The organism is Mycobacterium sp. SM3041, from assembly GCF_039668335.1.
Taxonomy (GTDB): Bacteria; Actinomycetota; Actinomycetes; order Mycobacteriales; family Mycobacteriaceae; genus Mycobacterium.
On the sequence record NZ_JAYXBQ010000076.1, the window covers coordinates 64724 to 89394 of the forward strand.

At 68.8% G+C, this 24671-nt stretch carries 18 protein-coding genes; 10 read left to right on the plus strand and 8 right to left on the minus strand.

Features of this window, described 5'->3' with window-relative positions:
- Nucleotide 1: 1 nt before the first annotated feature.
- Together cobN and VXD91_RS25880 are read right to left on the minus strand one after the other, a co-directional pair.
- Nucleotides 2-3565 (minus strand): cobaltochelatase subunit CobN, encoded by a 3564-nt coding sequence (cobN, locus tag VXD91_RS25875; protein WP_346416736.1) that lies wholly within the window; start codon nucleotides 3563-3565, stop codon nucleotides 2-4.
- Between the two features lie 3 nt (nucleotides 3566-3568).
- Nucleotides 3569-6052 carry a GGDEF domain-containing protein gene (locus VXD91_RS25880; protein WP_346416737.1) on the minus strand — a complete coding sequence of 828 codons (2484 nt, stop codon included), beginning with the start codon at nucleotides 6050-6052 and terminating at the stop codon, nucleotides 3569-3571.
- A gap of 287 nt (nucleotides 6053-6339) precedes the next feature.
- Between VXD91_RS25880 and cobG the strand changes: the two genes are divergently transcribed.
- Genes cobG through VXD91_RS25900 form a run of 4 tightly spaced genes read left to right on the plus strand, consistent with a single transcriptional unit; the run spans nucleotide 6340 to nucleotide 11501 of the window.
- On the plus strand, nucleotides 6340-7461 hold the full coding sequence (gene cobG / locus VXD91_RS25885) for a precorrin-3B synthase (RefSeq protein WP_346416738.1): 1122 nt from the start codon (nucleotides 6340-6342) through the stop codon (nucleotides 7459-7461).
- Nucleotides 7462-7470: 9 nt separating this feature from the next.
- The gene (locus VXD91_RS25890) at nucleotides 7471-8097 is read left to right on the plus strand and encodes a precorrin-8X methylmutase (RefSeq protein ID WP_346416739.1); all 627 of its coding nucleotides are present in this window, start codon (nucleotides 7471-7473) and stop codon (nucleotides 8095-8097) included.
- 28 nt (nucleotides 8098-8125) lie between these two features.
- Nucleotides 8126-9595, plus strand: coding sequence for a precorrin-2 C(20)-methyltransferase (locus VXD91_RS25895; RefSeq protein WP_346416740.1), 1470 nt, complete (start codon nucleotides 8126-8128; stop codon nucleotides 9593-9595).
- 28 nt (nucleotides 9596-9623) lie between these two features.
- Complete coding sequence (locus VXD91_RS25900) at nucleotides 9624-11501, plus strand: hypothetical protein (RefSeq protein ID WP_346416741.1); 1878 nt, start codon at nucleotides 9624-9626, stop codon at nucleotides 11499-11501.
- On the opposite strand, the gene VXD91_RS25905 is transcribed toward VXD91_RS25900, so the two are convergent.
- The 4 genes from VXD91_RS25905 to VXD91_RS25920 all read right to left on the minus strand — a co-directional run bounded on the left by VXD91_RS25905 (nucleotide 11485) and on the right by VXD91_RS25920 (nucleotide 15043).
- Nucleotides 11485-12210 (minus strand): cobalt-precorrin-6A reductase, encoded by a 726-nt coding sequence (locus tag VXD91_RS25905; protein WP_346416742.1) that lies wholly within the window; start codon nucleotides 12208-12210, stop codon nucleotides 11485-11487. The genes VXD91_RS25900 and VXD91_RS25905 overlap by 17 nt on opposite strands.
- A gap of 106 nt (nucleotides 12211-12316) precedes the next feature.
- Complete coding sequence (gene cobM, locus VXD91_RS25910) at nucleotides 12317-13072, minus strand: precorrin-4 C(11)-methyltransferase (RefSeq protein ID WP_346416743.1); 756 nt, start codon at nucleotides 13070-13072, stop codon at nucleotides 12317-12319.
- Nucleotides 13069-14256 carry a precorrin-6y C5,15-methyltransferase (decarboxylating) subunit CbiE gene (gene cbiE / locus VXD91_RS25915; protein WP_346416744.1) on the minus strand — a complete coding sequence of 396 codons (1188 nt, stop codon included), beginning with the start codon at nucleotides 14254-14256 and terminating at the stop codon, nucleotides 13069-13071. Before cbiE ends, cobM begins: the two co-directional genes overlap by 4 nt.
- A 28-nt stretch (nucleotides 14257-14284) precedes the next feature.
- Nucleotides 14285-15043 (minus strand): SDR family NAD(P)-dependent oxidoreductase, encoded by a 759-nt coding sequence (locus VXD91_RS25920; RefSeq protein ID WP_346416745.1) that lies wholly within the window; start codon nucleotides 15041-15043, stop codon nucleotides 14285-14287.
- Nucleotides 15044-15075: 32 nt separating this feature from the next.
- On the opposite strand from VXD91_RS25920, the gene VXD91_RS25925 reads away from it, so the two are divergent.
- The gene (locus VXD91_RS25925) at nucleotides 15076-15492 is read left to right on the plus strand and encodes a F420-dependent biliverdin reductase (RefSeq protein ID WP_346416746.1); all 417 of its coding nucleotides are present in this window, start codon (nucleotides 15076-15078) and stop codon (nucleotides 15490-15492) included.
- Nucleotides 15493-15663: 171 nt separating this feature from the next.
- Here VXD91_RS25925 and VXD91_RS25930 read toward each other — a convergent pair whose 3' ends face one another.
- On the minus strand, nucleotides 15664-17067 hold the full coding sequence (locus tag VXD91_RS25930) for a DUF222 domain-containing protein (protein WP_346416747.1): 1404 nt from the start codon (nucleotides 17065-17067) through the stop codon (nucleotides 15664-15666).
- Between the two features lie 283 nt (nucleotides 17068-17350).
- On the opposite strand from VXD91_RS25930, the gene VXD91_RS25935 reads away from it, so the two are divergent.
- From VXD91_RS25935 to VXD91_RS25955, 5 genes are all read left to right on the plus strand, one after another.
- Nucleotides 17351-18247: a helix-turn-helix domain-containing protein gene (locus tag VXD91_RS25935; protein WP_346416748.1), complete on the plus strand. Its 897-nt coding sequence runs from the start codon at nucleotides 17351-17353 to the stop codon at nucleotides 18245-18247.
- 163 nt (nucleotides 18248-18410) lie between these two features.
- The gene (locus VXD91_RS25940) at nucleotides 18411-20900 is read left to right on the plus strand and encodes an Ig-like domain-containing protein (protein ID WP_346416749.1); all 2490 of its coding nucleotides are present in this window, start codon (nucleotides 18411-18413) and stop codon (nucleotides 20898-20900) included.
- On the plus strand, nucleotides 20897-22108 hold the full coding sequence (locus tag VXD91_RS25945; protein WP_346416750.1) for a cytochrome P450: 1212 nt from the start codon (nucleotides 20897-20899) through the stop codon (nucleotides 22106-22108). Before VXD91_RS25940 ends, VXD91_RS25945 begins: the two co-directional genes overlap by 4 nt.
- Nucleotides 22105-22296 (plus strand): ferredoxin, encoded by a 192-nt coding sequence (locus VXD91_RS25950; RefSeq protein ID WP_346416751.1) that lies wholly within the window; start codon nucleotides 22105-22107, stop codon nucleotides 22294-22296. The genes VXD91_RS25945 and VXD91_RS25950 overlap by 4 nt, the downstream gene beginning before the upstream one ends.
- A gap of 80 nt (nucleotides 22297-22376) precedes the next feature.
- The gene (locus VXD91_RS25955; RefSeq protein WP_346416752.1) at nucleotides 22377-23996 is read left to right on the plus strand and encodes an AMP-binding protein; all 1620 of its coding nucleotides are present in this window, start codon (nucleotides 22377-22379) and stop codon (nucleotides 23994-23996) included.
- Here the strand turns inward: VXD91_RS25955 and VXD91_RS25960 are convergent.
- Nucleotides 23993-24670: a hypothetical protein gene (locus VXD91_RS25960; RefSeq protein WP_346416753.1), complete on the minus strand. Its 678-nt coding sequence runs from the start codon at nucleotides 24668-24670 to the stop codon at nucleotides 23993-23995. The two genes, VXD91_RS25955 and VXD91_RS25960, sit on opposite strands and share 4 nt — an antisense overlap.
- Nucleotide 24671 lies beyond the last annotated feature (1 nt).

Consider the following 24671-nt stretch of genomic DNA (forward strand, 5'->3'; position numbering starts at 1 on the left):
CCTAGCCCTCCAACTCCCCTTCGGTCTCCAGCAGCACCTGCTTGAGTCCGTCGAGCGTCGCCGACTCTGGCTCGGCCCACATGCCGCGGCCCGCCGCCTCCAGCAGCCGCTCGGCCATGCCGTGCAGCGCCCACGGGTTGGACTCGCTCATGAACTTGCGGTTCTCCGGGTCGAGCACGTAGCTCTGCGTCAGCTGCTCGTACATCCAGTCGGCCATCACGCCCGCGGTGGCGTCGTACCCGAACAGGTAGTCGACGGTGGCCGCCATCTCGAACGCGCCCTTGTAGCCGTGTCGCCGCATGGCGGTCATCCAGCGCGGGTTGACGACGCGCGCCCGGAATACGCGCGTGGTCTCCTCGGACAGCGTGCGGGTGCGGACGGCGTCGGGCCGGGTGTTGTCGCCGATGTACGCGGCGGGGTCCTTGCCGGTCAGCGCCCGGACCGTCGCGACCATGCCGCCGTGGTACTGGAAGTAGTCGTCGGAGTCGGCGATGTCGTGCTCGCGGGTGTCGGTGTTCTTGGCCGCCACCGAGATTCGCCGATAGGCGCGGTTCATGTCGTCGGTCGCCGGGGCGCCGTCGAGACCGCGGCCGTACGCGAAGCCACCCCAGGCGGTGTACACCTGGGCCAGATCGGCGTCGTCGCGCCAGTTGCGGCTGTCGATGAGCTGCAGCAGGCCGGCGCCGTAGGTACCCGGCTTCGAACCGAAAATCCTTGTGGTGGCGCGTCTCTGGTCACCGTGGTCGGCGATGTCGACCTGCGAGTGGGCGCGGATGTAGTTGTCCTCGGCCGGCTCGTCGAGCCAGGCGACCAGCTGGACGGCGTCGTCGAGCATGGTCACCACGTGCGGGAAGGCATCCCGGAAGAAGCCGGAGATGCGGACCGTGACGTCGATGCGCGGGCGGCCCAGTTCGGCCAACGCGATCGGCTCCAGTCCGACCACGCGCCGTGACGCGTCGTCCCAGATGGGCCGAACACCCAGCAGCGCAAGCACTTCGGCGATGTCGTCACCCGCGGTGCGCATGGCCGAGGTACCCCAGACCGAGAGGCCGACGGACTCGGGCCAGCGGCCGTAGTCGGTGCGGTAGCGCTCCAGCAGCGAATCCGCCATCGCCACACCGGTTTCCCACGCCAGCTTCGACGGGACGGCCTTGGGGTCGACGGAGTAGAAGTTGCGTCCCGTGGGCAGCACGTTGACCAGGCCGCGCAGCGGCGATCCCGACGGCCCGGCCGCGATGAAGCCGCCGCCGAGGGCGTGCAGGATATGATCGATCTCGCGGCTGGTCGCGCGCAGCCGCGGCACCACCTCGGTGGCGGCGAACCGCAGCACCTTGGCGACCTCGGCGTTGTCGGTGATGCCGTCGACGGTGGCAGCGTCCCAGCCCGACTTCTGCAGAGCCGCAACCAGATCGCGGGCCTGGCCTTCGGCCGCGTCGACGGCCTCGCGCTCGGCAGATCCGTCTTCAGCGAGCCCCAGGGCTTCACGCAGACCCGGCACGGACTGCTCGCCACCGAACAACTGGCGGGCCCGCAGGATGGCCAGCACCAGGTCCAGTTCGGCCTCACCGTCGGGCGCCTGGCCCAGGATGTGCAGACCGTCGCGGATCTGGACGTCCTTGATCTCGCACAGCCAGCCGTCGACGTGCAGCAGCATGTCGTCGAACACGTCCTCGTCCGGCCGGTCCTCGAGTCCCAGGTCGTGGTCCATCTTGGCGGCACGCATCAACGTCCAGATCTGCTGACGGATGGCCGGCAGCTTGCCGGGATCGAGCGCCGAGATGGTCGAGTGCTCGTCGAGCAGTTGTTCCAGGCGGGCGATGTCGCCGTACGTCTCGGCGCGGGCCATCGGCGGGATCAGGTGGTCGACCAGGACGGCATGCGCCCGGCGCTTGGCCTGCGTGCCCTCACCCGGATCGTTGACCAGGAAGGGATAGACCAGCGGCAGGTCGCCGAGCGCGGCGTCGGTGCCACATGCGGCGGACATGCCGAGGGTCTTGCCGGGCAGCCATTCCAGGTTGCCGTGCTTGCCCAGGTGGATCATCACGTCGGCACCGAAGTGCTTGTTGATCCAGTGGTAGGCGGCCAGGTAGTGGTGACTCGGCGGCAGGTCGGGGTCGTGGTAGATCGCGACGGGGTTCTCCCCGAAGCCGCGGGGCGGCTGGACGATGAGCACGATGTTGTCGGAAACCATTGCGGCGATGACGATCTCACCGTCGGGGTCCTGTGAGCGGTCGACGAACAGGTCGCCCGGCGCCTCGCCCCAGTGTTCGGTGACGGCATCGGTGAGTTCGGCGGGCAGCGTGGCGAACCAGGCCCGGTAGTCCTTGGCGGAGACGCGCACCGGGTTGGCTTCGAGCGCTTCGGTGCTGAGCCAGTCGGGGTCCTGGCCGCCCTTTTCGATCATGGCGTGGATCAGGGCGTCACCGTCGCCGGCGTCGACGCCGGGGATGTCGCCGATGCGGTAGCCGGCGTCGCGCATGGCGCGCAGCAGCGCGACGGCGCTGGCCGGGGTGTCGAGGCCGACGGCGTTGCCGATGCGGGCGTGCTTGGTCGGGTACGCCGAGAACACCAGCGCGACGCGCTTGTCGGCCGGGGCGATGTGCTTCAGCCGGGCATGCCGGACGGCCAGCCGCGCGACGCGCTCGCAGCGCTCAGGGTCGGCGACGTACGAGATCAGGCCTTCGCTGTCGATCTCCTTGAACGAGAACGGCACGGTGATGATGCGGCCGTCGAACTCCGGCACCGCGACCTGCGACGCGACGTCCAGCGGCGTCAGGCCGTCGTCGTTCTCGTCCCATTGTGCACGCGAGCTGGTCAGGCACAGGCCCTGCAGGATCGGGATGTCGAGGGCCGCCAGATGCGCGACGTTCCAGTTGTCGTCGTCGCCGCCGGCGCTCGCGAGGGCGGGCGTCGCGCCGCCGGCCGCCAGCACTGTCGTGATCAGGGCGTCGGCCGTCCCCAGCAGCTCGATGAGCTCGGGCTCGGCGGTGCGCAGCGAGGCGCAGAAGATCGGCAGCGGCCGGCCGCCGGCCTGCTCGATGGCGCCGCACAGCGCGTCGATGTAAGCGGTGTTGCCGGCCAGCTGCTGGGCGCGGTAGTACAGCACCGCGACGGTCGGTCCCGTCGCCTCCGTCTGGCGGTCCAGCAGCCCCCAGCTCGGTGTGGATTCGGGCTCACCGAAGCCGAATCCGGTCATCAGCACCGTGTCCGACAGGAACGAATGCAGATTCACCAGGTTGCTGACGCCGCCGTGCGCCAGGTAGATGTGCGCTTGCAGCGCGACACCGGCCGGGACGGTCGAGTGGCTCATCAGATCGGCGTCGGGCGTCTGCTCCCCCGACAGCACCACGGTGGGGATACCGGTGGCGACGACGGCATCGATGTCGTCCTGCCAGGTTCGATAGCCGCCCAGCACCCGGACGATCGCCAGATCCGAACCCGCGAGGAGGTCCGCCAGTTCCCCGTCGATCAACCGGGACGGGTTGGCCCACCGGTACTCGGCGCCGCTGGCGCGAGCGGTGATCAGATCGGTGTCGGACGTCGAGAGCAGCAGTACGGTCGGCACCGACTATTCGTACCCCACCGGCGATGCCGGCTGCTCCGCGGTGTCGGACGGCGCCTCGACCAGCTGGTTTCGGCCCCCGGCTTTGGCGTCGTAGACGGCCCGGTCCGCGCGGGCCAGCAGTTCGCGGGCGAAACTGCCCGCCGCGGCCCAATCCGACCGGGACATCCCGGCGAATCCGGCCGAGGCGGTCAGCGTCGTGGGCGTACCCGCTACCGGGCCCAGCCCGGCGATGCCGCTGCGCAGTTCTTCGGCGCGCCGCCTGCCGGCGCCGTCGCTGTTGTCGGGACCGCGCCACAGCGCCGCGAACTCCTCGCCGCCGACGCGAGCCACGACGACGTCCTCACCTGCGGTCGCGAGCCGCAGGTACGTGCCGATTGCCCGCAACGCATCGTCGCCCGCCGGGTGGCCGTACCGGTCGTTGAAGCCCTTGAAGTCGTCGACGTCGAGCACCATCACCGCCGCGTACCGGGTCTCCACGGCCGCGTCGAGTCCGTCAAGCGCCTCGTCGAAGGACCGCCGGTTCGCCAATCCGGTCAGCGGGTCGGTTCTGGTGAGTTCGTCGAGCTTGCGCTCATCGAGCCACGCCAGCCGCACCGATCGCTCGAGCTTGTAGGAGAACCGCATGGTCACGGCGACCATGAAGATCGACGTGCCCACGGTGAGCAACCTGTTGCTGGTCCACGGGAACACCCACAGCTCCAGCGCCGACACGAACAGCAGGATCGCCAGCACCGAAGGGGCCAGCAGCCGGAACCGGATCTTCACCACGCACAGGCTCAGCAGCACCGCCGTGGGCATCAGGTACGGGACGACGTCGTAGCCCTGCGGCAGCTGGACCACCCGCTCGTACATCTGGGCACTGGTGATGACGCCGACGGCCGCGATGTACGTGGGAGCGGAGAACCGGTAGAGCCGCGGCGCCAACGCGGTCAGGGCAGCCAGCGTCGCCATCGGCATGATCCCGTAGACCAGCGTGTACACACCGAGTGCCTGCGATTCGGGCGGCATCTTGAGCACGGTCTTGTACGACGACAGCATCGCGAGGCACACCGCGTCCAAGCCCAGCATGATCGCGGCCCGCGAGATGCGCCCCTGCCGGTCGTACACCTTCCGGAACTCTGCTTCCTGCTCGTGCGTGGGCGCGGGCTGCAGTTCGGCTACAGCCGGGGCCGGGGCCGTCGAGCGACGGGGGCCGCGGTGCCTGTCGCGGCTCGGCATGACGGGCAGCTGCGGGTCCGCGACGGCGAGCCGGTCCCGGCCCTCACGCTTGGCCCGGTACAGGGCGGAGTCCGCGCGGCGGAGCAGTTCGACGGCGTTGATGGTGGCCGCGCCGGGTTCCGGGTCGTGCGCCAGGCCGGCCGACGCGGTGACGACGCGCCCGTCGGCGTCGTGAGCGATCGCGAGTGCGGCGATTCCGGACCGGATCTCCTCGGCGCGGGTGGCCGTCGTGGCCGGGTCGGCCGCACACCACACCGCGACGAACTCCTCACCACCGAGGCGGGCGCAGAACTCGTCCACACCGGTCAAGGAGTCGCCCAGATAGGCGCCGACGCGGCGCAGGCAGTCATCGCCGGCCAGGTGACCGTTGCGGTCGTTGAAGCCCTTGAAGTCGTCGACGTCGAGCACCAGCACGGCCAGGCCCTGGCCGGTGCGCCGTGCGGCCCGCGCCACCTCCGTGAGCTGTTCGTCGAAGTAGCGCCGGTTCGGCACTCCGGTCAGCGCGTCGGTGCGGGTGAGGCGGGCCAGCGTGCGGGCCCGCAGCCAGCCGGTTCGGGTCGACCGTTCGAGTTCGTAGGCAGCGCTGAGCGCCACGGTCACCATCCCGATCAAGGCGACGATGTCGAAGAGTTCGTTGCTCGTGGGCTCGAACGCCGAGAGCTCGGTCGCGACGATGCCGGCGAGCCCGGCGAGAATCGCCGGGGCCAGCAGCACGAAGCGGATCTGCACGACGATGAGGCTCATCAGGATCGCCACGGGCATGGCCAGCGGTACGACGTCCAGCCCGTGCCGGATGCACGCGATGCGCAGCACCATGAAGCAGGCGACGTCGATGTACACCGATGCGATGTAGAGCAACGAGGACCACCGCTGCAGTGGGCTGTGGTCTCCGCTGAGCCAGCGCAACACCATGGGCACGACGACGGCCACCAACAGGGAACGGCCCAGTGGCATCACTTCGGGCGGCACCCGCAGCAGGGTGTGGTGAAAAGCGATACCCGCGGTGATGACGATCAGCAGGACGGCCCACATCTCGTGGCGGGCCTTGCGACCCGATTGACCGAAGGTCAGTTGGAACTCGGACTCAAGGGGTTCGCTGAATCGAACCCCGTTGACCATCGCCGACCACATGGACTGCGCCTCCCCTGTCGCGACGGGCCACTTGGCCAGCAGCCTAACGTCGCGGCCTGCGCTGATCAGACCGAACCGGGGTGCGGAAAAAGCAACGGCGGGCGGGTTGCTGTGCAACCCGCCCGCCGGCGGTCTCATCTACCTCGCTGTGGTCAGCGCTGGTTGGTCTCCCACCGCTGGTACCACGTCTTACCCTGGTAGGGCAGGCCCGCGGCCACGATGAGAGCGAAGACGCCACCAACGTACAGAGCGAAATCGGACATTGCGTCCCTCCTTAGGTCATCCGGATGCGATGTAGCAAGCGGAAGTTCGTGTTCAACGGTACGGGCCGATGCCTTGATTACAAGGGACTTGTAAGGCACGGAACAGCCCGGAAACGGCAGTGGCCCACTTCACAATTTGCGGCACAACGTAACGTGGACAAGGTGATTCGCAGCCGTGACGACGACGCCTGCCCGGGCGCCCTGCAGGTGCACCAGGCGGCCGACGGTGACCTGGCCCGCATCCGCCTGGCCGGCGGCATGATCACTGCTGCACAGCTGGAGGCACTGGCCCTTGCGGCGCCCGAATTCGGTTCGCCGGCAATGGAACTGACCTCGCGCGGCAACATCCAGGTACGTGGAATCCACGATGCCGCGGGGCTGGCCGCGGCGGTCGAGGCGGCGGGCCTGCTGCCCTCGGCAACCCACGAGCGCGTCCGCAATATCGTGGCGTCTCCGCTGTCGGGCCGCAGCGGCGGGCTGGGCGACGTCCGCGCCGTCGTGCGCGACCTGGATTCCGGCCTGCAAAACCGCCCTGACCTGGCCGAACTGCCCGGCAGGTTCTGGTTCGGCGTCGACGACGGCCGCGGTGACATCTCGGGCCTGGCGCCCGACGTGAGCACCCATCTGGTCTCTGCCGAGACGGCCGCCGTGCTGGTGGCGGGCCGCGACACCGGGGTGCGGATCGCCGCCACGCAGGCCTCGGAGACCCTGCTGAACCTGGCCCACAGCTTCCAGAACATTCGCGGGAATCGTTGGCGAACAAGCGAATTGGAGCACGCCGACGTACTCCTGGACGCGGCCGGGCTGAACCCGACCGAGCCGGCGGGCGCGACCTGGGCGCCCGTCGACGTTCCGCCGGTCGGCTGGATCACCCAGGACGACGGCCGGATCACGTTGGGTGCCGCCGTCCCGTTGGGTGTGCTGCGGGCCCGCACCGCCGAGTTTGTGGCAGCCATCACCGCTCCCGTGGTGGTCACACCATGGCGCTCGTTACTCATTTGTGACCTCGAAGAGGGCATCGCCGACACCTCCCTGCGGGTGCTGGCCCCCATGGGGCTGATCTTCGACGAGCACTCGCCCTGGCTGTCGATCAGCTCCTGCACCGGCAGCCCGGGGTGCGCCAAGTCACTGACCGACGTGCGCAGTGACGCGGCCGCCGCGGCGGAGTCGGGCGAGCCCGGCGGCCGCCGGCATTTCGTCGGCTGCGAGCGCGCGTGCGGCAGCCCGTCCGTCGGCGAGGTCCTGGTGGCGACCAACTCGGGGTACGAACCGCGCCACCCGTAGGGTTATCGCGTGCTCGACTACGTCCGCGACGCTGCGGAGATCTACCGACAGTCGTTCGCGACCATCCGCGCCGAGGCGGATCTGGCGCGATTTCCCGACGACGTCTCGCGCGTCGTCGTCCGTCTGATCCACACCTGCGGCCAGGTCGACGTCACCGAGCACGTCGCCTACACCGACGACGTGGTGACCCGCACGCATGCCGCGCTGGCCGCCGGGGCGCCGATCCTGTGCGACTCGTCGATGGTGGCTGCGGGCATCACGCGCTCACGCCTGCCCGCGAACAACGAGGTGGTATCGCTGGTCGCCGACCCGGGCGCACCCGCGATGGCCGCGAAACTCGGCAGCACCCGGTCCGCGGCGGCCGTCGATCTGTGGGCCGACCGGCTCGGGGGCGCCGTGCTGGCCATCGGCAACGCGCCGACGGCCTTGTTCCGGTTGCTCGAGCTGCTGGACGAGGGCGCGCCGGTGCCCGCCGCGGTGCTTGGCGGCCCCGTGGGCTTCGTCGGCTCGGCACAGTCGAAGGACGAACTGATCGCGCGACCGCGCGGCATGGACTATCTGGTGGTGACGGGGCGACGTGGCGGTAGTGCCATGGCTGCCGCCGCGGTGAACGCGATTGCGAGTGAACGCGAGTGAGGCTCGCCGAACGAGCAGAAGGTGGACGATGACAACGGGAACTCTCTTCGGCGTCGGCCTCGGTCCGGGCGACCCGGAATTTGTGACGGTCAAGGCCGCGCGCGTGATCGGCGAGGCCGACGTGGTGGCGTACCACAGTGCGCGCCACGGCCACAGCATCGCGCGCCGCATCGCCGAGCCGTATCTGCGCCCCGGCCAGATCGAGGAGCACCTCGTCTACCCCGTGACGACCGAGACCACGTCGCATCCGGGCGGGTACGACGGCGCCATCGAGGACTTCTACGCCGAGGCCGCCGAGCGGATCGCCACCCACCTGGCCGCGGGCCGCAACGTGGCGCTGCTGGCCGAGGGCGACCCGCTGTTCTACAGCTCTTACATGCACATGCACACGCGGCTCACCGAGCGGTTCCACGCCGTCATCGTGCCGGGCGTCACGTCCGTCAGTGCCGCGTCGGCGGCCATCTCGACGCCGCTGGTGCAGGGCGAGCAGGTGCTCACCATCCTGCCCGGCACGCTGCCGGCCGGCGAGCTGCAACGCCGCCTCGCGGACACCGACGCCGCCGTCGTGATGAAGTTGGGCCGCTCGTACCCGGCTGTGCGGCAGGCACTCTCGTCGGCCGGACGGCTGGATGAGGCGTTCTACGTCGAGCGCGCGAGCACCGAGGCGCAGCGGGTGCTGCCGGCCGCCGACGTCGACGAGACGACGGTGCCGTACTTCTCCATCGCGATCCTTCCGGGCGGACAACGTGCGGCCCGCACCGGCGGCAGTGTTGTCGTGGTCGGCCTGGGCCCGGGCGATCCGGAGTGGACGACGACGCAGACCCGCCGCGAGCTGGCGGCCGCCACCGACCTGATCGGCTACGGACCGTACCTGGACCGCGTCCCGGATCGTCCCGGCCAGCAGCGGCACCCGAGCGACAACACCGACGAACGTGCCCGCGCCGAACTGGCCTGCAGGCTGGCCCAGCAGGGCCGGACCGTCGCCGTGGTGTCCTCCGGTGACCCCGGCGTGTTCGCGATGGCGACCGCGGTGCTCGAGGAGGCCCAGCAGTGGCCGGGCGTCCAGGTCCGGGTGGTCCCGGCGATGACCGCCGCGCAGGCCGTGGCCAGCCGCGTCGGTGCTCCGCTCGGCCATGACTACGTGGTGATCTCGCTGTCCGACCGGCTCAAGCCCTGGGACATCATCGCCCAGCGCGTCACCGCGGCCGCCCGCGCCGACTTCGTGCTCGCGATCTACAACCCGGCCTCGAAGACCCGCACCTGGCAGGTGGCCGCGATGCAGGATCTGCTGCTGGAGTACCGCGACCCGAACACGCCGGTGATCATCGGTCGCGACGTGGCCGGGCCGAACGAAACCGTGCGCGTGGTGCGCCTGGCCGACCTCAAGCCGGCCGAGATCGACATGCGCTGCCTGCTGATCGTCGGCTCGTCGCAGACGGTGTGGCACAGCACCCCCGAGGGCGACCGGGTGTTCACCCCGCGGTATTACCCCCACTGATTCGATTGGGCCACTAGGGTTTCCGGACATGAGCGAAAGCCCTCGAGTCACGCGCCTGGTCATGTACAAGCACGGCATGGCGCTGGTCGAACGCAGTGGCCCGGTCGACGGTGATTTCGCCCTGACGTTCCGCCACGCCCAGATGAAGGACGTGCTCAAGTCGCTGTCGGTGGTGGGTACGGGTACCGACCTGGCGGTCGGCGCGGTCTCGTTCGACACCCCCACCGACCCGCACAGCCAACTGGGTGGCCGTGGGGTGCAGATCGAGTCCGGCAATGCGCTGCGCGGACTGTTCGACGGCCTGCGCGGCCGCACCGTCGAAGTCGACTGCGGCGCCATGCGCCATCGGGGCGAGGTGATCGGCGTCGACGAATCGGCGAAGTACCGCCAGGTGCTGGTCCTGCGCACAGACGCGGGGTCGGTCAGCCTGATCGAACTGGCCGACGTCGCTGCCGTCACGCTGGCGGAGGAACCATCGCGCGACAACCTCGAGTACCTGCTGGACCGGTCGCGCGCGCTGACCGCGGGCCAGAATTGTCAACTGGGCGTACAGGTTCGGGGCAGCGGGACCGTCCAGGTGTCCTACGTGGTGCCGGCGCCGCTGTGGCGGCTGTCGTACCGTCTGGTGCGCGATGGTGACGGCCTGGTGTTGACCGCGATGGGCATCGTGCACAACCCGGTCGACGAGGACCTCACCGACATCGCGTTGACGCTGACCACCGGCGAACCGGTCTCCTTCGACATCGACCTGTACGAGAGCAAGCACGCGTATCGGGAGGTTGTCGAGGAAAGCCGCCGCGGTGCGGTGCCCGTGGCCGCCGCCGCGAAAACCCGGTCGCCGGCCGAGGTATCGGCGGCGATGGCGATGCCCGCACCTGCCGGCGCCGGGTTTTTCGATGCGTATGCCGACGCCGTCGACGATGTCGAAACCGCCGACCGCGGTGAGTATTTCGAGTACCGGCTGAGTACCCCGGTGTCACTCAAACGCGGCGGCGCGTCGATGATTCCCCTGGCGGTACAGGCCGTGGACGGCGTCCGGCGCGAACTGGTCTGGACCGGCCATGACCGCTCCCCCGAGATCGTCCTCGTCTTCACCAACACCGCGGGCATCGTGCTCGAGGAAGGCCCCGCCGTCATCTACGAGCAGGACGCCTACGCTGGCGAAGCGATGGTGCCCTTCACCGCCCGCGACGCGAAGGTGCGGCTGCCGTTCGCGAAAGACCTTGCGGTGCGGTGCCGGCACACCTCGACCGTCAGCGACGTCACCGCCCGCGTGCGCCTGGCCCGCGCCGCGCTGGTCCACGAGCAGCGGCGCGAGCGACTCCATACCCTGCGGGTCGAGAACGACCATGCCGAACCGGTCGAGGTGATCTTCGAGATCGTCCGTTTTCAGGGACACCGCGTGGAAGCGCGGGACAACGTCACCGCGATCGCCGACGACGGGACCAACCACCGGATCACGGTCACCGCGGCCGGCCACGGCGCCGTCGAAGCCACGGTGCTGGAAAGCTGGCCGCTGTCCAGCGAGATCGACTACGAGCACCTCGCGCCGGGTCAGCTCGAGGAGTGGCTGGCCGACCGGTCCCTCGACGCCGCCACCATCACCGCGCTCGGCGATGTCCTGGACAAGTGGGCGACCGCCGAGCGGCTGGAGTCGGGCGCCGAGCAGGTCGAGGCCGCGCGCTCGGGTGACTACGAAGCGCAGAGCCGAATCTCCGAGCAGCTCAACGTCCTCGGCACCGACGGCCCCGAAGGCGAGCTACGGCGCCGGCTCATCGTGGACCTCGAGGCGCTGCGGGACCGCAGCACCGCGCAGGGCGAGAAGGTCCGTCAACTCCGCGACAACGCGGAAGCGCACCGGCGGGCCGCTTGGGACGAACTCCAGCGTCTCATCGACGCGCCCTGACCCACGCTTCGGCTTCGTCGACGCTGGCGGCTGTCGCCACGCCGCCGGGCAGCGCCGGCCGGTCCACCATGATCACCGGAACATTCAGCGCCGCAGCGGCATCCAGCTTCGCGCGCGTCATGCCGCCCCCGCTGTTCTTCGTGACCAGGGCATCGATGCGGTGGTCACGCAGCAGCGCCAGCTCGTTGTCGTAGTCGTACGGGCCGCGGGACAACAGGATGTGGTGCTGCGGCGGCAGCGTATCGGCGTCCGGCGGCGTGACGGCACGGATCAGGAACCAGGCGTCCGACGCGCGGAAGGCCGTCGTGCCCGAACGTCCAGTGGTGAGGAAGACCCGTTGGTAGCCGCGGTCTTCGACGGTCTGCGCGGCCTGCCGGTCGTCGGCGACAACGATGGCGTCACCGTGCGGCCACGCCGGCCTCGCAAGGACCAGGTGCGGCAGTTGCAGGCCGGCGCAGGCCCGGGCGGCATTGGCGGTGATGGTGGCGGCGAACGGGTGCGTGGCGTCGACGACGGCGGTGATCTCGTTGTCCTGCAGGTAGGTTCGCAGGCCATCGATGCCGCCGAAGCCACCGATCCGCACCGGGCCCACGGGTAGCGCCGGGTCGGGGACGCGACCGGCCAGGGAACTGATCAGCTCGATGCCGGGGTGCAGCCGCTTGGCCAATGCCCGCGCCTCCGACGTCCCGCCCAGGAGCAGAAGCTTCACCGGTCACCTTCCCAGTGCCTGCGACACAAACGTTCCGCCCGCGACACGCCGTCGGCGGCGTGCCGAACGTCTATCTCGCGGGTTGTTGCCAGTGGCGACTCCGCCATCAATGTGTCGCCCCGCGGCGCCGGCCGCTCGAATACAGGTAGCTGTCGGTGAACCCCTGGGCACCCAGCGCGTCGCCGACGAAGATCACCGCGGTCTTGGTGATGCCCGCCGCTTTGGTCCGCTCGGCCAGCTCGGACAGCGCGCAGGTGATGACCTGCTCGCTCGGCCAGCTGACGAAAGCCACCACCGCGCAGGGAGTTTCGGGGCAGTACCCACCCTCGAGCAGTTGGGGGACGATGTTGTCGATCTGCGCAGCCGCCAGGTGCAGTACCAACGTGGCGCCGGGCCTGGACAGGGTCACCAAATCCTCGCCGTGCGGCATCGCGGTCGACAGTGTCGCGACCCGGGACAGGGTGACGGTCTGGGCCACGCCGGGCACCGTCAGCTCTCGCCCGAGTGCCGCGGCGGCAGCGGCGAAAGCCGGTACGCCGGGCACGATTTCGTAGTCGATACCGAGCTCGTCCAGCCGCCGGCACTGTTCGGCCACCGCGCTGTAGATCGACGGATCCCCCGAGTGCAGGCGCGCCACGTCGAGTCCGGCTTCATGTGCGGCGACCAACTCGCCGATGATCTGCTCCAGGTTGAGCGGACCGGTGTCGACGATGCGCGCGTCGGGCGGGCATTCCGCCAGCAGGTCGTCGGGCATGATCGAGCCGGCGTACAGACAGACCCGACACGACCGCAGCAGCCGCTGCCCGCGCACGGTGATGAGATCGGCGGCGCCGGGTCCCGCACCGATGAAGTACACCGTCATTTCTTGACCACCGTCCACTGGGTTATCGGCAATGCCGGGCGCCAACCGGTGAAGCCACCGAGCGGTTCGCCGTGATAGTGCTGGAAGCGGCGCAGTTCGCCGCCCAGCTTCGAATAGAGCTGCACCACAAAGGCTTCCGACTCTGCCGTCACCGCGTTGGCGACCAGCCGGCCGCCGGATTCGAGCGCGTCGAAGCAGGCGTCGAACAGCCCCGGTTGGGTCAGGCCACCACCGATGAAGATGGTGTCCGGGCCGGCCACATCCTGGAATCCTTCCGGCGCCGCGCCGCGCACGTCCACGGTGACGCCGAACTTGGTGACATTGTTGACGATCCGCTCGCGGCGCACCTCGTCGCGCTCGAACGCGACGGCCCGGCCGCCCGATGCGCGACACCATTCGATCGCGATGCTGCCCGACCCCGAGCCGATGTCCCACAGCACGCGGCCGGGGCGCGGCTGCAACGCGGTCAGCGCCAGCGCCCGAATGGTCTGTTTGGTGATCTGCCCGTCGTGGTCGAAGGCCGTGTCCGCCACGACCGTCCCGATGCGCAGGTCGGGTGCGTACCGCACGGCAATGACATTGAGTGCGTCGACGTGCGGGTCACTGGCGTCCCACTCCCCTGCCGTCATCGTGGTGATGCGTTCGGCCGGGCCGCCGAGCTGTTCCAAAACCGTGAACTCCGATTGGCCACGACGGGTTTCGGTGAGCAGCCGGGCCAACGCTCGCGCCGTGTCGGCTCCTTTGGACAACACCACCGCGCGACCACCGGGGCGGATGGCGGTGTGCGGTGCGGCGTTGACGAGGCTGATCACCTCGGTGTCTTGCACACTCCAGCCCAGTCGCGCGCACGCCAGCGTCACCGAGGACACGTGCGGCAGCACCGTCACACGGTCCCGGCCGAACAGCCGGATGAGGGTTGCGCCGATGCCGTGCAGCATCGGGTCGCCGGACGCCACGACGTGCACGTCCCCCAGCCCGTCGAACAACGTGGGCAGGGCCGCCAGCATCGGCGACGGCCAGGCCCGCCGCTCGGCGGTGACGTCGGCGTCCAGCAGGTCCAGCTGTCGCGGACCGCCGAAAATCACTGTCGCGCTGTGTAGTTCGTCCCGGGCGGCCTGGCCCAGTCCGGCCATCCCGTCGGCGCCGATGCCGACGACGGTGATCTTGCCTTCGTTCCCGGTCATCGGTGCCCTCTGCTCTTCGCGCAAGCGCTCATCGCGGCATCTTCCGCCAGATGGCGTTCGGCACAAAACGAGTCGCGAAGATCAGCGGGCGGATACCCCACGGCACCCAGACCGCGGCCTTGCCCTTGCGCAGCGCCGTCGCGGCAGCTTCGGCGACCTGCGCGGGCGTGCTCGACATCGGTGCCGGGTCCATGCCCTCGGTCATCCGGCCGATCACGAAGCCCGGCCGCACGATCAGCAATTGGATGCCCGTGCCGTGCAGCGCGTCGGCCAACCCGCACGCGAAGCCGTCCAGGCCCGCCTTGGCCGAACCGTAGACGTAGTTGGCCCGGCGGATCCGCGCGCCGGCGATCGACGAGAACACCACCAGCCGTCCCCGGCCGGCGGCGCGCATGCGCTGCGTCAGCAGCGTCAGCAGGTTCACCTGGGCCACGTAGTCGGTGTGGACGACGGCCACCGCGTGCGCGGCATCGTCCTCGGCCCGGGCCTGGTCACCGAGGACGCCGAAGGCCAGGACCGCGGTACCGATGGGCCCGTGCCCGGCTTCGATCGCGCTGACCAGCGCGGCATGCGAGGCCAGGTCGTCGGCGTCGAACTCGCAGGTGTGGACCTCCGCAGCGCCGGCCGTGCGCACCGCCTGCACCTCGTCCACCAGTTGATCGGCCCGGCGCGCGGCCAGCACCACCGTGTTGCCCGGCGCCAGCCGGATGGCCAGTTCCAGGCCGATCTCACTGCGGCCGCCGAAGACGACGACCACCTCGCCGCCGGTATCCGCCGTGTCGTTCACGGCTGCGATTATCACCTGCGCTACTTTTGGTGATGATGGCGAAGGCAACGACACGGCTCACCAGTGACGCGCTGGCATTCCTCACCGAGCGTCATCTGGCGATGCTGACCACCCTGCGGTCGGACAATTCCCCGCACGTGGTGGCGGTCGGTTTCACCTTCGATCCGAAGACCCACATCGCGCGCGTCATCACCACCGGCGGGTCCCAGAAGGCCCTCAACGCCGCCCAGCGCGGTGTCGCCGTGCTGAGTCAGGTCGACGGTGCCCGGTGGCTGTCCCTCGAAGGCAAGTCGACCGTCAGCAACGACGCCGACGCCGTCCGCGACGCCGAACTGCGCTACGCCCAGCGCTACCGCACGCCGCGGGTGAACCCGCGGCGCGTGGTGATCGAGGTCCGCATCGAACGCGTCCTCGGCTCCAGCGAGCTACTGGACCGCGGCGAGGCGTAGTCCGCTTTTCAGTCTCGGCTCCGGAGACCTGCCGATTGTGGTGACGGTCCGACGCCCAGCGCAATCGCTCTGATTTCAACGGTTCCGGGTGACACGTGTGCAGGTGCCGCAGCGGATGCGGCACCGCCGGCGCGACGTGGTGTCGTGCCGTTGAGCGTCAGTGACGCTGTATCACCTTGCGGGACTGTCACTTTCGCCACCCTCGTCTCCGCTCTCCGCCGGGTAGAGCGTCGGATGCCAGTAGTGGTTGGTTCTTGGCTGGCCCACATCTAAGAGTGGTGGTGGGGTCCAGTGGATGCGGCCGTCGGGGCCCATGGTGGTGGTCCAGCCGCCGGTGTCGGCCAGGCGATTGTGGGGCCCGCAGGCCAGGGTGAGGTTGGTGATGTCGGTGGGTCCGTCATCGCGCCAGTTGGTGTTGACGTGATGGGCCTGAGAGCGCGATGCGGGGGCGGTGCAGTTGGGTTTGGTGCAGCCCAGGTCGCGGGCGAACAAAGCGAAACGTTGGGCGACAGTGGCGGTACGACGTGCTCGGCCCATGTACAGCGGTTGTTCGGTGTGGTCGTCAAAGACGACGAGGTAGTGGTCGGCTCCGGCGGCGGCCATCTGAACCAGGTCTTTGACCGGGAGTTTCGTGCCGGTGTGCGTGAGCGCCATGCCGGTGCGCTTCTCGAGGTCGGTGACGGTACAGGTGCCGATCACCGCGACAGGAAATCCGTTGTGTTCGCCGAGCATGCCGGTCTTCAGGATCATGCGGCCGACCATCTTGTACGCGTCATGGCGGCGCTGGGCGGCGGTACGGGTGTCGTTGTCGATCTGTTCCTGGGTCGGTGTACCCGAGATGCAGGGCACGGCGTCGGCGGGGTTGCACATGCCGGGGGCGGCCCATTTGTCGTAGATCGCATCCCAGTAAGCACGGGTCTCGGCGTCGATGGTGCCGCTGACCTCGGAGGTGCCATCGGAGCGCTGCTTGCCATGGTTGATGGCGCGTTTCGGGTCGGGTTCAGAGTCGTCAGGCTCGGGCCCGTCCTGATCCAGCCGATACAACAGATCAGCAGCGACTTTGCGGAGGTCCTCGGGGGTTTTGATTCGGGCATCGGCCACCAGATCCGCCTCACACTGGGCGAGAGTGACCGGGTCGGCCGCCCACAACGGCAACTTCCCGAAAAACCAGGTGATCACCTGCACATGCTCACCGTTGATCGCACCCTCACCGAGCGCGGCGGCGACCAGCTCCCACACCGGACCCAACGGCTCCCCGGTGATCGCTGACCGCGGGCCCAGATTATCCGTATCGCGGACCCGGCGGCGGGCCTCCTCCCGACTGATCCGCAACCGCACATGCAACACCTCAGGCCAATCCTTGGCCCCGATCCCCTTGGCCGCGGCCTGGGTCTGTGCCGCCGCCAGAATCTGGTGATCGACCGCCTCGGCCGCGCACTTAAGGGTTTCGCGGCGCGACTGCACCTCCAACAGCGTCCGCACGTCCAGGCCGGTGTAGTCGAGATTGTTGACCGCCACGACCGCGTCCTCGAGCGCCGCGTAGGCGGTCAGGACAGCGGCACGGTCGGAAGGCATATTCGAACAATAGTTCGACTCGCCGACAATTCGGTGTGACGAAAGAGACCCTAGTTGCCCAGCGTGACCAGCGCAAACAAAGTGACCAAAGTTTTTTGGCGCACGACGACTCAGGACAAGAGCAACCTGATTGTTCGGCCAGCACTCGGTCGGCGAGATGTCCGCAGACGCGACACCGAGACTGCAGCCATCAGCAAAACCGACCACCAGACGGCCACGGTCCACAACTGCGACAACTATTCGTCATAAGATGCTCAGCGTCCCCAGACCGGCAGGAGCATCGATGGCACGCGGCACTCCGCTGGAAGACAGCGCACGCGCAGGCTCACCGCCCACCGACCGCGTCGTCAGCATCATCGAACTCCTGGCGCAGCAGTCCGAACCGAGTTCGGTGGCCTCCATCGCGTCCCGACTCGACCTCAACCGAGCGACCGTCACCTCGATCCTGCTGGCCCTGGAGCGCGCGGGTTGGGTTGTGCGCCTTGCCGATCGGAGTTACACGCTCGGACCGGGCATGCTCGGTGTCGCCGAGGCCGTGCGCAATGCCCTGCCCCTGCCGGACAACCACACCGAGGTCCTGCAGGACCTGGCACATGCCACCAAGTGTGGCGTGTCGCTGGCCATGGTCGGCACCACCGAGATGACGTTCGTCAGCGTGGTGCGCGGCGTCGGCCACATCCCGGGCGGTGTGAGTGTCGGCGTCCGCCTACCGTTGACGCCGCCGGCCGGTGCGACGGTGATCGCGCGCCGCGACGCGGCGAGCCAACAACAGTGGCTGGCCGGGGCACCACAGGAGCAGCGCGCCGAGTTCGGCAACCTGCTCGACCAACTCCGCAGGGACGGCGTCGCGATATTCGATTTCGGCGATTCCAGCCCCGAGGTGCTGGGCGTACTGGGCGATGTCGCCGAACTGCTCTCCGAGCACCCCCGGCGCAGTGCGCTCCGGCAGCGCGTTTTCGAGACACTGGTCAGCCTCGGCGGTAAGCCTTACAGCACAGCGCAGCTCGAGTCCCCCGAGCCATTGGCCGTGAGCTATCTGAGCACCGCCGTGGACAACGCAGCCGGCCATCCCGCCTACGAGATACAGCTCGGGCCGCTGGATCCGTCGGTGAGCGCCGCCGATCGCGCGCGGTACATCCACGAATTGCGCTCGGCCGCAGCAAAGCTCAGCCAGCACTAGTCATCACCACTGCGCCACCCGCCGGTCAACCGGCGGGCACTTTCGCGACCCACTCACCGGAAATCAATGCTTGCGCGGCTGTCGCCGGGATGCTTACCATCTGCCCGTCGCCAATTATTTGGCACTCAACTGACAACTATTCGTCACTATATCGGGAGCATGGATGGACACAGCGACGACGCTGCATCGCATTGGTAGCTCGGCCGGATCGGGTCACGCCCGGTTCATCGGCCGCGTAGGCGCACTGGCCGTTGCCCTCGGCATCGGCATCGCCGTCGCGAACAGTCCTGCCATCTGCCTCGCCGACACCGGCACCAGCACCGGCACCTCCGCGTCGTCGACCGACAAACCGTCGCCGGCCACCAAGCCGAAGGCGGAGAAGCCCACCAAGAAGGCGAAAAAGCCCAAGCGCCAGAAGGATTCGGCGGCCAAGAGCGATCGGGACGCAGCCTCCGCCACGACACCGGACCAGCCCGGGGACACCGAGACCCCGAAGCCCGGCGACAGCGACACCGCCGAACAGAAGCCGGCCACGACGAAGCCCGGGTCCGGCAACCCGGCCGAAACCGCGAAGCGGACGATCAAGAAATCCCGGCAGAACCAACTTCGCAACGCGATACCCAAACCTGCCGTGTCGGTCCCCCAGCCGACCGCCGCGACGAGCCAGACCAAACCCAAGACGAACCCGGCACCCACCTCGACCGCGGCGGTCACCGCCGCGAAACCAGCTGCCGCGCAGGCACCTTCAGTGGATTCCGCCGCCAACACCGTCTCGACGGCCCTGTCCGCCGCCGCGACCGAGATCAACGCCCTCACGGCGACAACGCATCCCGTCTCCACGGCGGCCACCGGCGGCAACTTCGTCACGCACGTGGTGTCGAGCCTGCTGGGCGCAATCGGGTTGGTCCCGCACGCCGGAACCAGCCCCGCCGCTCCGCCGCAGGCGCCGGTGTTGTGGACCCTGTTCAGCTGGATTCGCCGCGAGATCGGCAACACCTTCTTCAACTCCTCGCCGCTCATCAACTACAAGCAGACCGAGACCAGCCAGACTTTCGGTGGTGTCATCAAGGGCGACTTGAAAGCCACCGACGCCAACGGCGACAAGCTCACCTACACCGTCGACAAGGGCCCGACGAAGGGCAGCGTGACGGTCCGTCCGGACGGCACCTTCACGTACACCCCAAGCGACGCACTGGCATTCAGCGGCGGCACCGACTCGTTCACGGTCACCGTCGACGACCGGCCCGGCAATCCGTTCCACATCAACCTGCTGAAGCTGTTCCAGCCGAACGCCGGCGCCACCACCACCGAGACCGTCACCGTCACGGTGAAGCCGACCAGTCCGCTCGGCACCGCCGACCAGATCGCGCTGGAACAGAAGGCCCAGGAGATCGTCAACACCCCGCAGGTGCAGGCCGCCATCGAGGCACTCAAGCAAGCCTGGCTGGCGCATGCGCAGCAGCGGTTCGGCCTCGTCGGCGGCGTCGATGCCGAGAACCTCGCATTGCTGGACGCAGCCGCCCGGGAACATGCACTCAATGCCGCGATGACGGTCGTCAACAACGACCCCGACAACCCACTGGTGATGGCCGTCGATATGCGGGCACACAGCTGGTACGGCACCGACACCCCCGGCGGCCGGTTCATCTACGACAACCCCGACACCATCTACCGCACCATCCCGGTGCGCAGCGGTTCGACGTACGTCATCAGCGGCAAGTACCTCGGCGGTGTCCCTGTCGACGGCAACTTCGGCGTCTACGCCGACATCAGCGACGCTCTGCCGATCGGCAACCTGGCGGCGAAGGACCTCGTCGTCAACGCCGACGGCACGTTCACCATCACAGCGGACGGCAATCCCACCCAGCCGGGACAGACCAACCACATCTATCTACCGCCGGAGGCCCAGCAGATCTTCGTCCGGTACACGATGGCGGACTGGACCACCGAATCAGCACCGAGCCTCACGGTCACCCGCACGGGCGGTCCGGCGGGCGCCCCCGCGGAGAGCTTCGACGAGATGGTCGCCCACACCGTCAGCATCGTCCAGAATTTCCAGACGAGCGCGCACAATACGGCGCTCGACATCGTCACCCTCAACCTGCAGACCGGCCAGCTCAAGCCGCCCAACACCCTGATGCAGCCGTTCAACTTCCCCGGCACGCTGGTGTCACAGAAGCAGAGCCTCGGCTACTTCCAACTGGCCGACAACCAGGCTCTCGTCATCACGATCAACCCCGGCAACGCCGGATACTTCGTGGTGCCGGTGACCAACGACTGGGAACTGTCACCCGGTGACGGCACCGCGCAGACGAGCCTCAACAACGCGCAGTCCATCGCCAACCCGGACGGCACCTACACCCTCGTCATCTCCCCCGACGACCCCGGTGTGGCCAACTGGGTCTCCACCGGCGGCCTCAACCAGGGCACCCTCTACATCCGGTTCCAGGCACTCGACGCCACCTCGTCGGCCGTGCCGATGATCGTCTCGCAGCAGGTCGTCACCCTCGATCAGCTCGGCACCGTGCTGCCGGCCGGCACCAAGTACGTGACCGACGCCGAACGACAGGCCCAGCTCGCCGCCCGCCAGGACGGCTACAACGACCGCTTCGGCCCCTTCCCGCAGATCACCACAGGAGCACAGTCCGCATGACCGCCACCGCCGTCACCTTCACCCCCGGTTCCGCCGCCACCTGGCGCAGCCCGTGGGCCATGTATGCCGCACTGCGCGAACACGATCCGGTCCACCGCGTTGTTCACGAGCACGCCCCGGACAAGGACTACTGGGTGCTGTCGCGCTACGCCAACATCTCCGCGGCGGCCAAGGACCACGAGACCTTCTCGTCGGCCGAGGGCCTCACCTTCAACTACGACGACATGGAAGCCGTTGGGATCAAAGACAATCCGCCGATGGTGATGCAGGACCCGCCGGTCCACACCACCTTCCGGCGGCTGGTGGCCAAGGGATTCACCCCACGGCAGGTCACCGCGATCGAACCCAAGGTGCGCGAATTCGTGGTGGACCGCATCGAGAAGTTGCGCGCCAAGGGCAGCGGCGACATCATCACCGAGTTTCTCAAACCCATGCCCACCATGGTGGTCGCGCATTATCTCGGTGTCCCGGAAAAGGATTGGGACCGGTTCGACGCGTGGACCGATGCCATCGTCGCCGCCAACTCCACCGGGCACCAGCCCGCGGCCGCCCCCGCCATCGCCGAATTGTTCACCTACTTCAACGAATTGATCGCCTACCGCCAGGAGCATCCCGAGGACGACACCGTCTCGCACCTGGTGGCAGCCGGCTTCGGCGCCGACGGCGACATGTCCGGAATCCTGTCCATCCTGGGCTTCGCGTTCACGATGATCACCGGCGGCAACGACACCACAACCGGAATGCTCGGTGGCGCAGTGCAACTGCTCACCGCCCGCCGCGATCAGCGACAGCTCCTGATCGACGACCCGGCACTCATCCCGGATGCCGTGGAGGAACTGCTGCGGCTCACCTCGCCGGTGCAGGGCCTGGCACGGATGACGACCCGTGACGTCGAGATCGAGGGCACCACGATTCCGGCCGGCCGCAAGACCTTCCTGCTGTACGGCTCGGGCAACCGCGACCACCGGCAATGGGGACCCGATGCCGAGGAGCTGAACGTGCTGCGCCGCCCCGCTCAAATCCTCACGTTCAGCCACGGCAACCACCACTGTCTCGGCGCAGCGGCGGCCCGCATGCAGGCTCGCGTCGCGCTCGAGGAGCTCCTGACCCGGTGCCCGGATTTCGACGTGGACGCCGACGCGGTCGAGTACGCCGAAGGCAGCTATGTGCGCCGCCCCACGCACCTTCCGTTCACGGCGGGGTCATGAGCCGGGTGGAGGTCGACCCCGAGATCTGCATCGGCATGGGCATGTGCGAGGGCATCAGCGCAGCGTTCCGGGTCGGCGACAGCGGCACGGTCGACATCGGTGACACCGCCGATGTCGACCCGGTGGTGTTGCGCCGGGCCGTGGCGGCGTGTCCGACGGGTGCGTTGCGCATGGCCGACGACGTGTAACGCGGCACCACAACCGGCCCGCCGACGGCAACCAACCGGCATGACGCACGTCACCCGGGCATGGTTCGATCTAAGACGCCATGACTATCGCGAGCCCTTTCCCCGAGGTCCAGATCCCGACCACGGCTGTCTCCGAGTACATCTTCGGTGATCTGGCCGAGTCGGACGCCGATCGCATCGCCATCACCGAGGTCGCAACCGGTGCCGAGTACACCTACCGCGAACTGGCGGGCCGGATCGAGGCGTTCGCCGGCGCGCTGGCCGCCCGTGGCCTGGGCGTCGGCGACGTGGTCGGCCTGCTGGCGCCGAACAGTGCCGCGTTCGCCGTCGCCTTCCACGGCATCCTCCGGTCCGGTGCCACGGCCACGACCATCAACGCGCTGTTCACGGCGAAGGACGTCGCGAAGCAACTGACCGACTCCGGGGCCGCCATGCTGATCACCGTCACGGCGCTGGCGCCGCAGGCGCTGCAGGCCGCCGCCGAGGTCGGGCTGGCCGCCGATCGTGTCGTCGTGCTCGACGGCCCGGGCACGGCGGCCGACGGTCATCCCAATGCCGCCGAGCTGCTCGACGCCGCGCTACCCGCACCCGAGGTCAGCTTCGACCCGGCGACGCATCTGGCGGCCCTGCCCTACAGCTCGGGCACCACGGGAAACCCCAAGGGCGTCATGCTCACCCACACGAATCTCGCGGCGAATGTGGCGCAGATTCGTCCGATCCAGGGCCTGGTTCCCGAGGACCGGGTACTCGCGGTGCTGCCGTTCTTCCACATCTACGGCATGACGGTGCTGCTCAACTCCGTCCTGCATGCCCGGGCCCGGCTGGTGATCATGCCCAGCTTCGATCTCGCGCTCTTCCTCAAGACCATCCAGGACCACAAGTGCACGTTCGCGTTCATCGCGCCGCCGGTCGCGGTGGCGCTGGCGAAGCACCCGATGGTCGACTCGTACCGGCTCGATTCCCTGAAAGGGCTCATGTCGGGCGCCGCGCCGCTCGATGACGACCTCGGCATGGCGGTCTCCGACCGGCTCGGCTGCCCCATCGTGCAGGGCTACGGCATGAGTGAGCTGAGCCCGGTGAGCCACTGCATGCCGTTCGACGGCGGCCGCGAACTCGTCGGCGCCGTGGCACCGTTGAGCTCGTGCGGCTGGACGGTGCCGAACGCCGTCAGCAAGATCGTCGACCCCGATACGGGCGCCGAGATCGACCGGCCCGAGCACGGTCTCAGCGAGGTCGGCGAACTGTGTTTCCGCGGACCCAACGTCATGGCCGGCTACCTCAACAACGACGCCGCCACCCGCGAGACCATCGACGACGACGGCTTCCTGCACACCGGCGACCTGGCCCGCGTCGACGCCAGCGGCTGCATCTACATCGTCGACCGGCTCAAGGAGCTCATCAAGTACAAGGGCTACCAGGTGCCGCCGGCCGAACTCGAGGCCGTGCTGCTGACGCACCCCGGTATCGCCGATACGGCAGTGGTCGGGGTCCGTGATCCGGAGTCGGGCGAGGAAGTGCCCAAGGCATTCGTGGTGCTGCAACCGGAGTCGGCGTTGACGGGCGACGAGATCATGGATTTCGTCGCCGGCCAGGTCGCGCCGTACAAGAAGGTGCGGCAGGTCGCGTTCATCGATGCGATCCCGAAGTCCGCGGCCGGCAAGATTCTGCGCCGCGAACTGCGCGACATCCGCGAGGTCTAGCGCGGGATCGGCTGGCCGATGTCGCGTGCGGCCCGGGCCTGGCGATATCCGACCACGAGCCCGATGAGCGGCATCAACACCAGGCCGGCCAGTCCGAACAGATCGCCGCGCACCCCGATCGGCTCGGCGGCGGCCCACACCGGGACACCGGTGTGATCGGCCGACAGCAGATCCGCTTCGCCCTCCACAGGTGGCGCGGCCGGCGCCTGTACTTCGACGGCCGGTGGGGCCGCCGGGGCCGCCCACCACGAACTCCCCGCCGTCGTGCCGGTGTGCTGTTCGGCGGCGACGACCGGCACCGGCGGGTTCGGGGGTGTGAACACCGGCACCGCAGCGGGGCTGTCGGAACCGCTGCCCGACTGGGCGCCGGGCGCGGTGTTGTTGCCCTTGCCGTTCGCCTTCGAGGATTTGCCGGTGTTGGTCTGACCGGCCACCGACGAATTGGCGCCGGAATTGCCGCGTGAACCCGAGCCACCGTTGCCGGAGTTGCCGCCGCCGTTGGCGCGCGGCGAGCCGCTCTTGCTGGAACCAGTCTTGCCGGAGCTGCTGTTGCCACCGTTGCCGTTGGACCCGCCGGGATCGGCGGCGGCGACGGCCATCGAGGGGCCGGCCATCACCAGAAACGCCGACACCGAAAGACCGGCAACCGTCAGCAGCGCATCGTCACGGCGCATG

Coding starts and splice junctions, on each gene's coding strand:
- VXD91_RS25880 (WP_346416737.1), bottom strand. CDS start 6,052: ATGAGACCGCCGGCGGGCGGGTTGCACAGCAACCCGCCCGCCGTTGCT.
- VXD91_RS25895 (WP_346416740.1), top strand. CDS start 8,126: ATGACAACGGGAACTCTCTTCGGCGTCGGCCTCGGTCCGGGCGACCCG.
- VXD91_RS25900 (WP_346416741.1), top strand. CDS start 9,624: ATGAGCGAAAGCCCTCGAGTCACGCGCCTGGTCATGTACAAGCACGGC.
- cobM (WP_346416743.1), bottom strand. CDS start 13,072: ATGACGGTGTACTTCATCGGTGCGGGACCCGGCGCCGCCGATCTCATC.
- cbiE (WP_346416744.1), bottom strand. CDS start 14,256: ATGACCGGGAACGAAGGCAAGATCACCGTCGTCGGCATCGGCGCCGAC.
- VXD91_RS25925 (WP_346416746.1), top strand. CDS start 15,076: ATGATGGCGAAGGCAACGACACGGCTCACCAGTGACGCGCTGGCATTC.
- VXD91_RS25930 (WP_346416747.1), bottom strand. CDS start 17,067: ATGCCTTCCGACCGTGCCGCTGTCCTGACCGCCTACGCGGCGCTCGAG.
- VXD91_RS25935 (WP_346416748.1), top strand. CDS start 17,351: ATGGCACGCGGCACTCCGCTGGAAGACAGCGCACGCGCAGGCTCACCG.
- VXD91_RS25940 (WP_346416749.1), top strand. CDS start 18,411: ATGGACACAGCGACGACGCTGCATCGCATTGGTAGCTCGGCCGGATCG.
- VXD91_RS25945 (WP_346416750.1), top strand. CDS start 20,897: ATGACCGCCACCGCCGTCACCTTCACCCCCGGTTCCGCCGCCACCTGG.
- VXD91_RS25950 (WP_346416751.1), top strand. CDS start 22,105: ATGAGCCGGGTGGAGGTCGACCCCGAGATCTGCATCGGCATGGGCATG.
- VXD91_RS25955 (WP_346416752.1), top strand. CDS start 22,377: ATGACTATCGCGAGCCCTTTCCCCGAGGTCCAGATCCCGACCACGGCT.
- VXD91_RS25960 (WP_346416753.1), bottom strand. CDS start 24,670: ATGCGCCGTGACGATGCGCTGCTGACGGTTGCCGGTCTTTCGGTGTCG.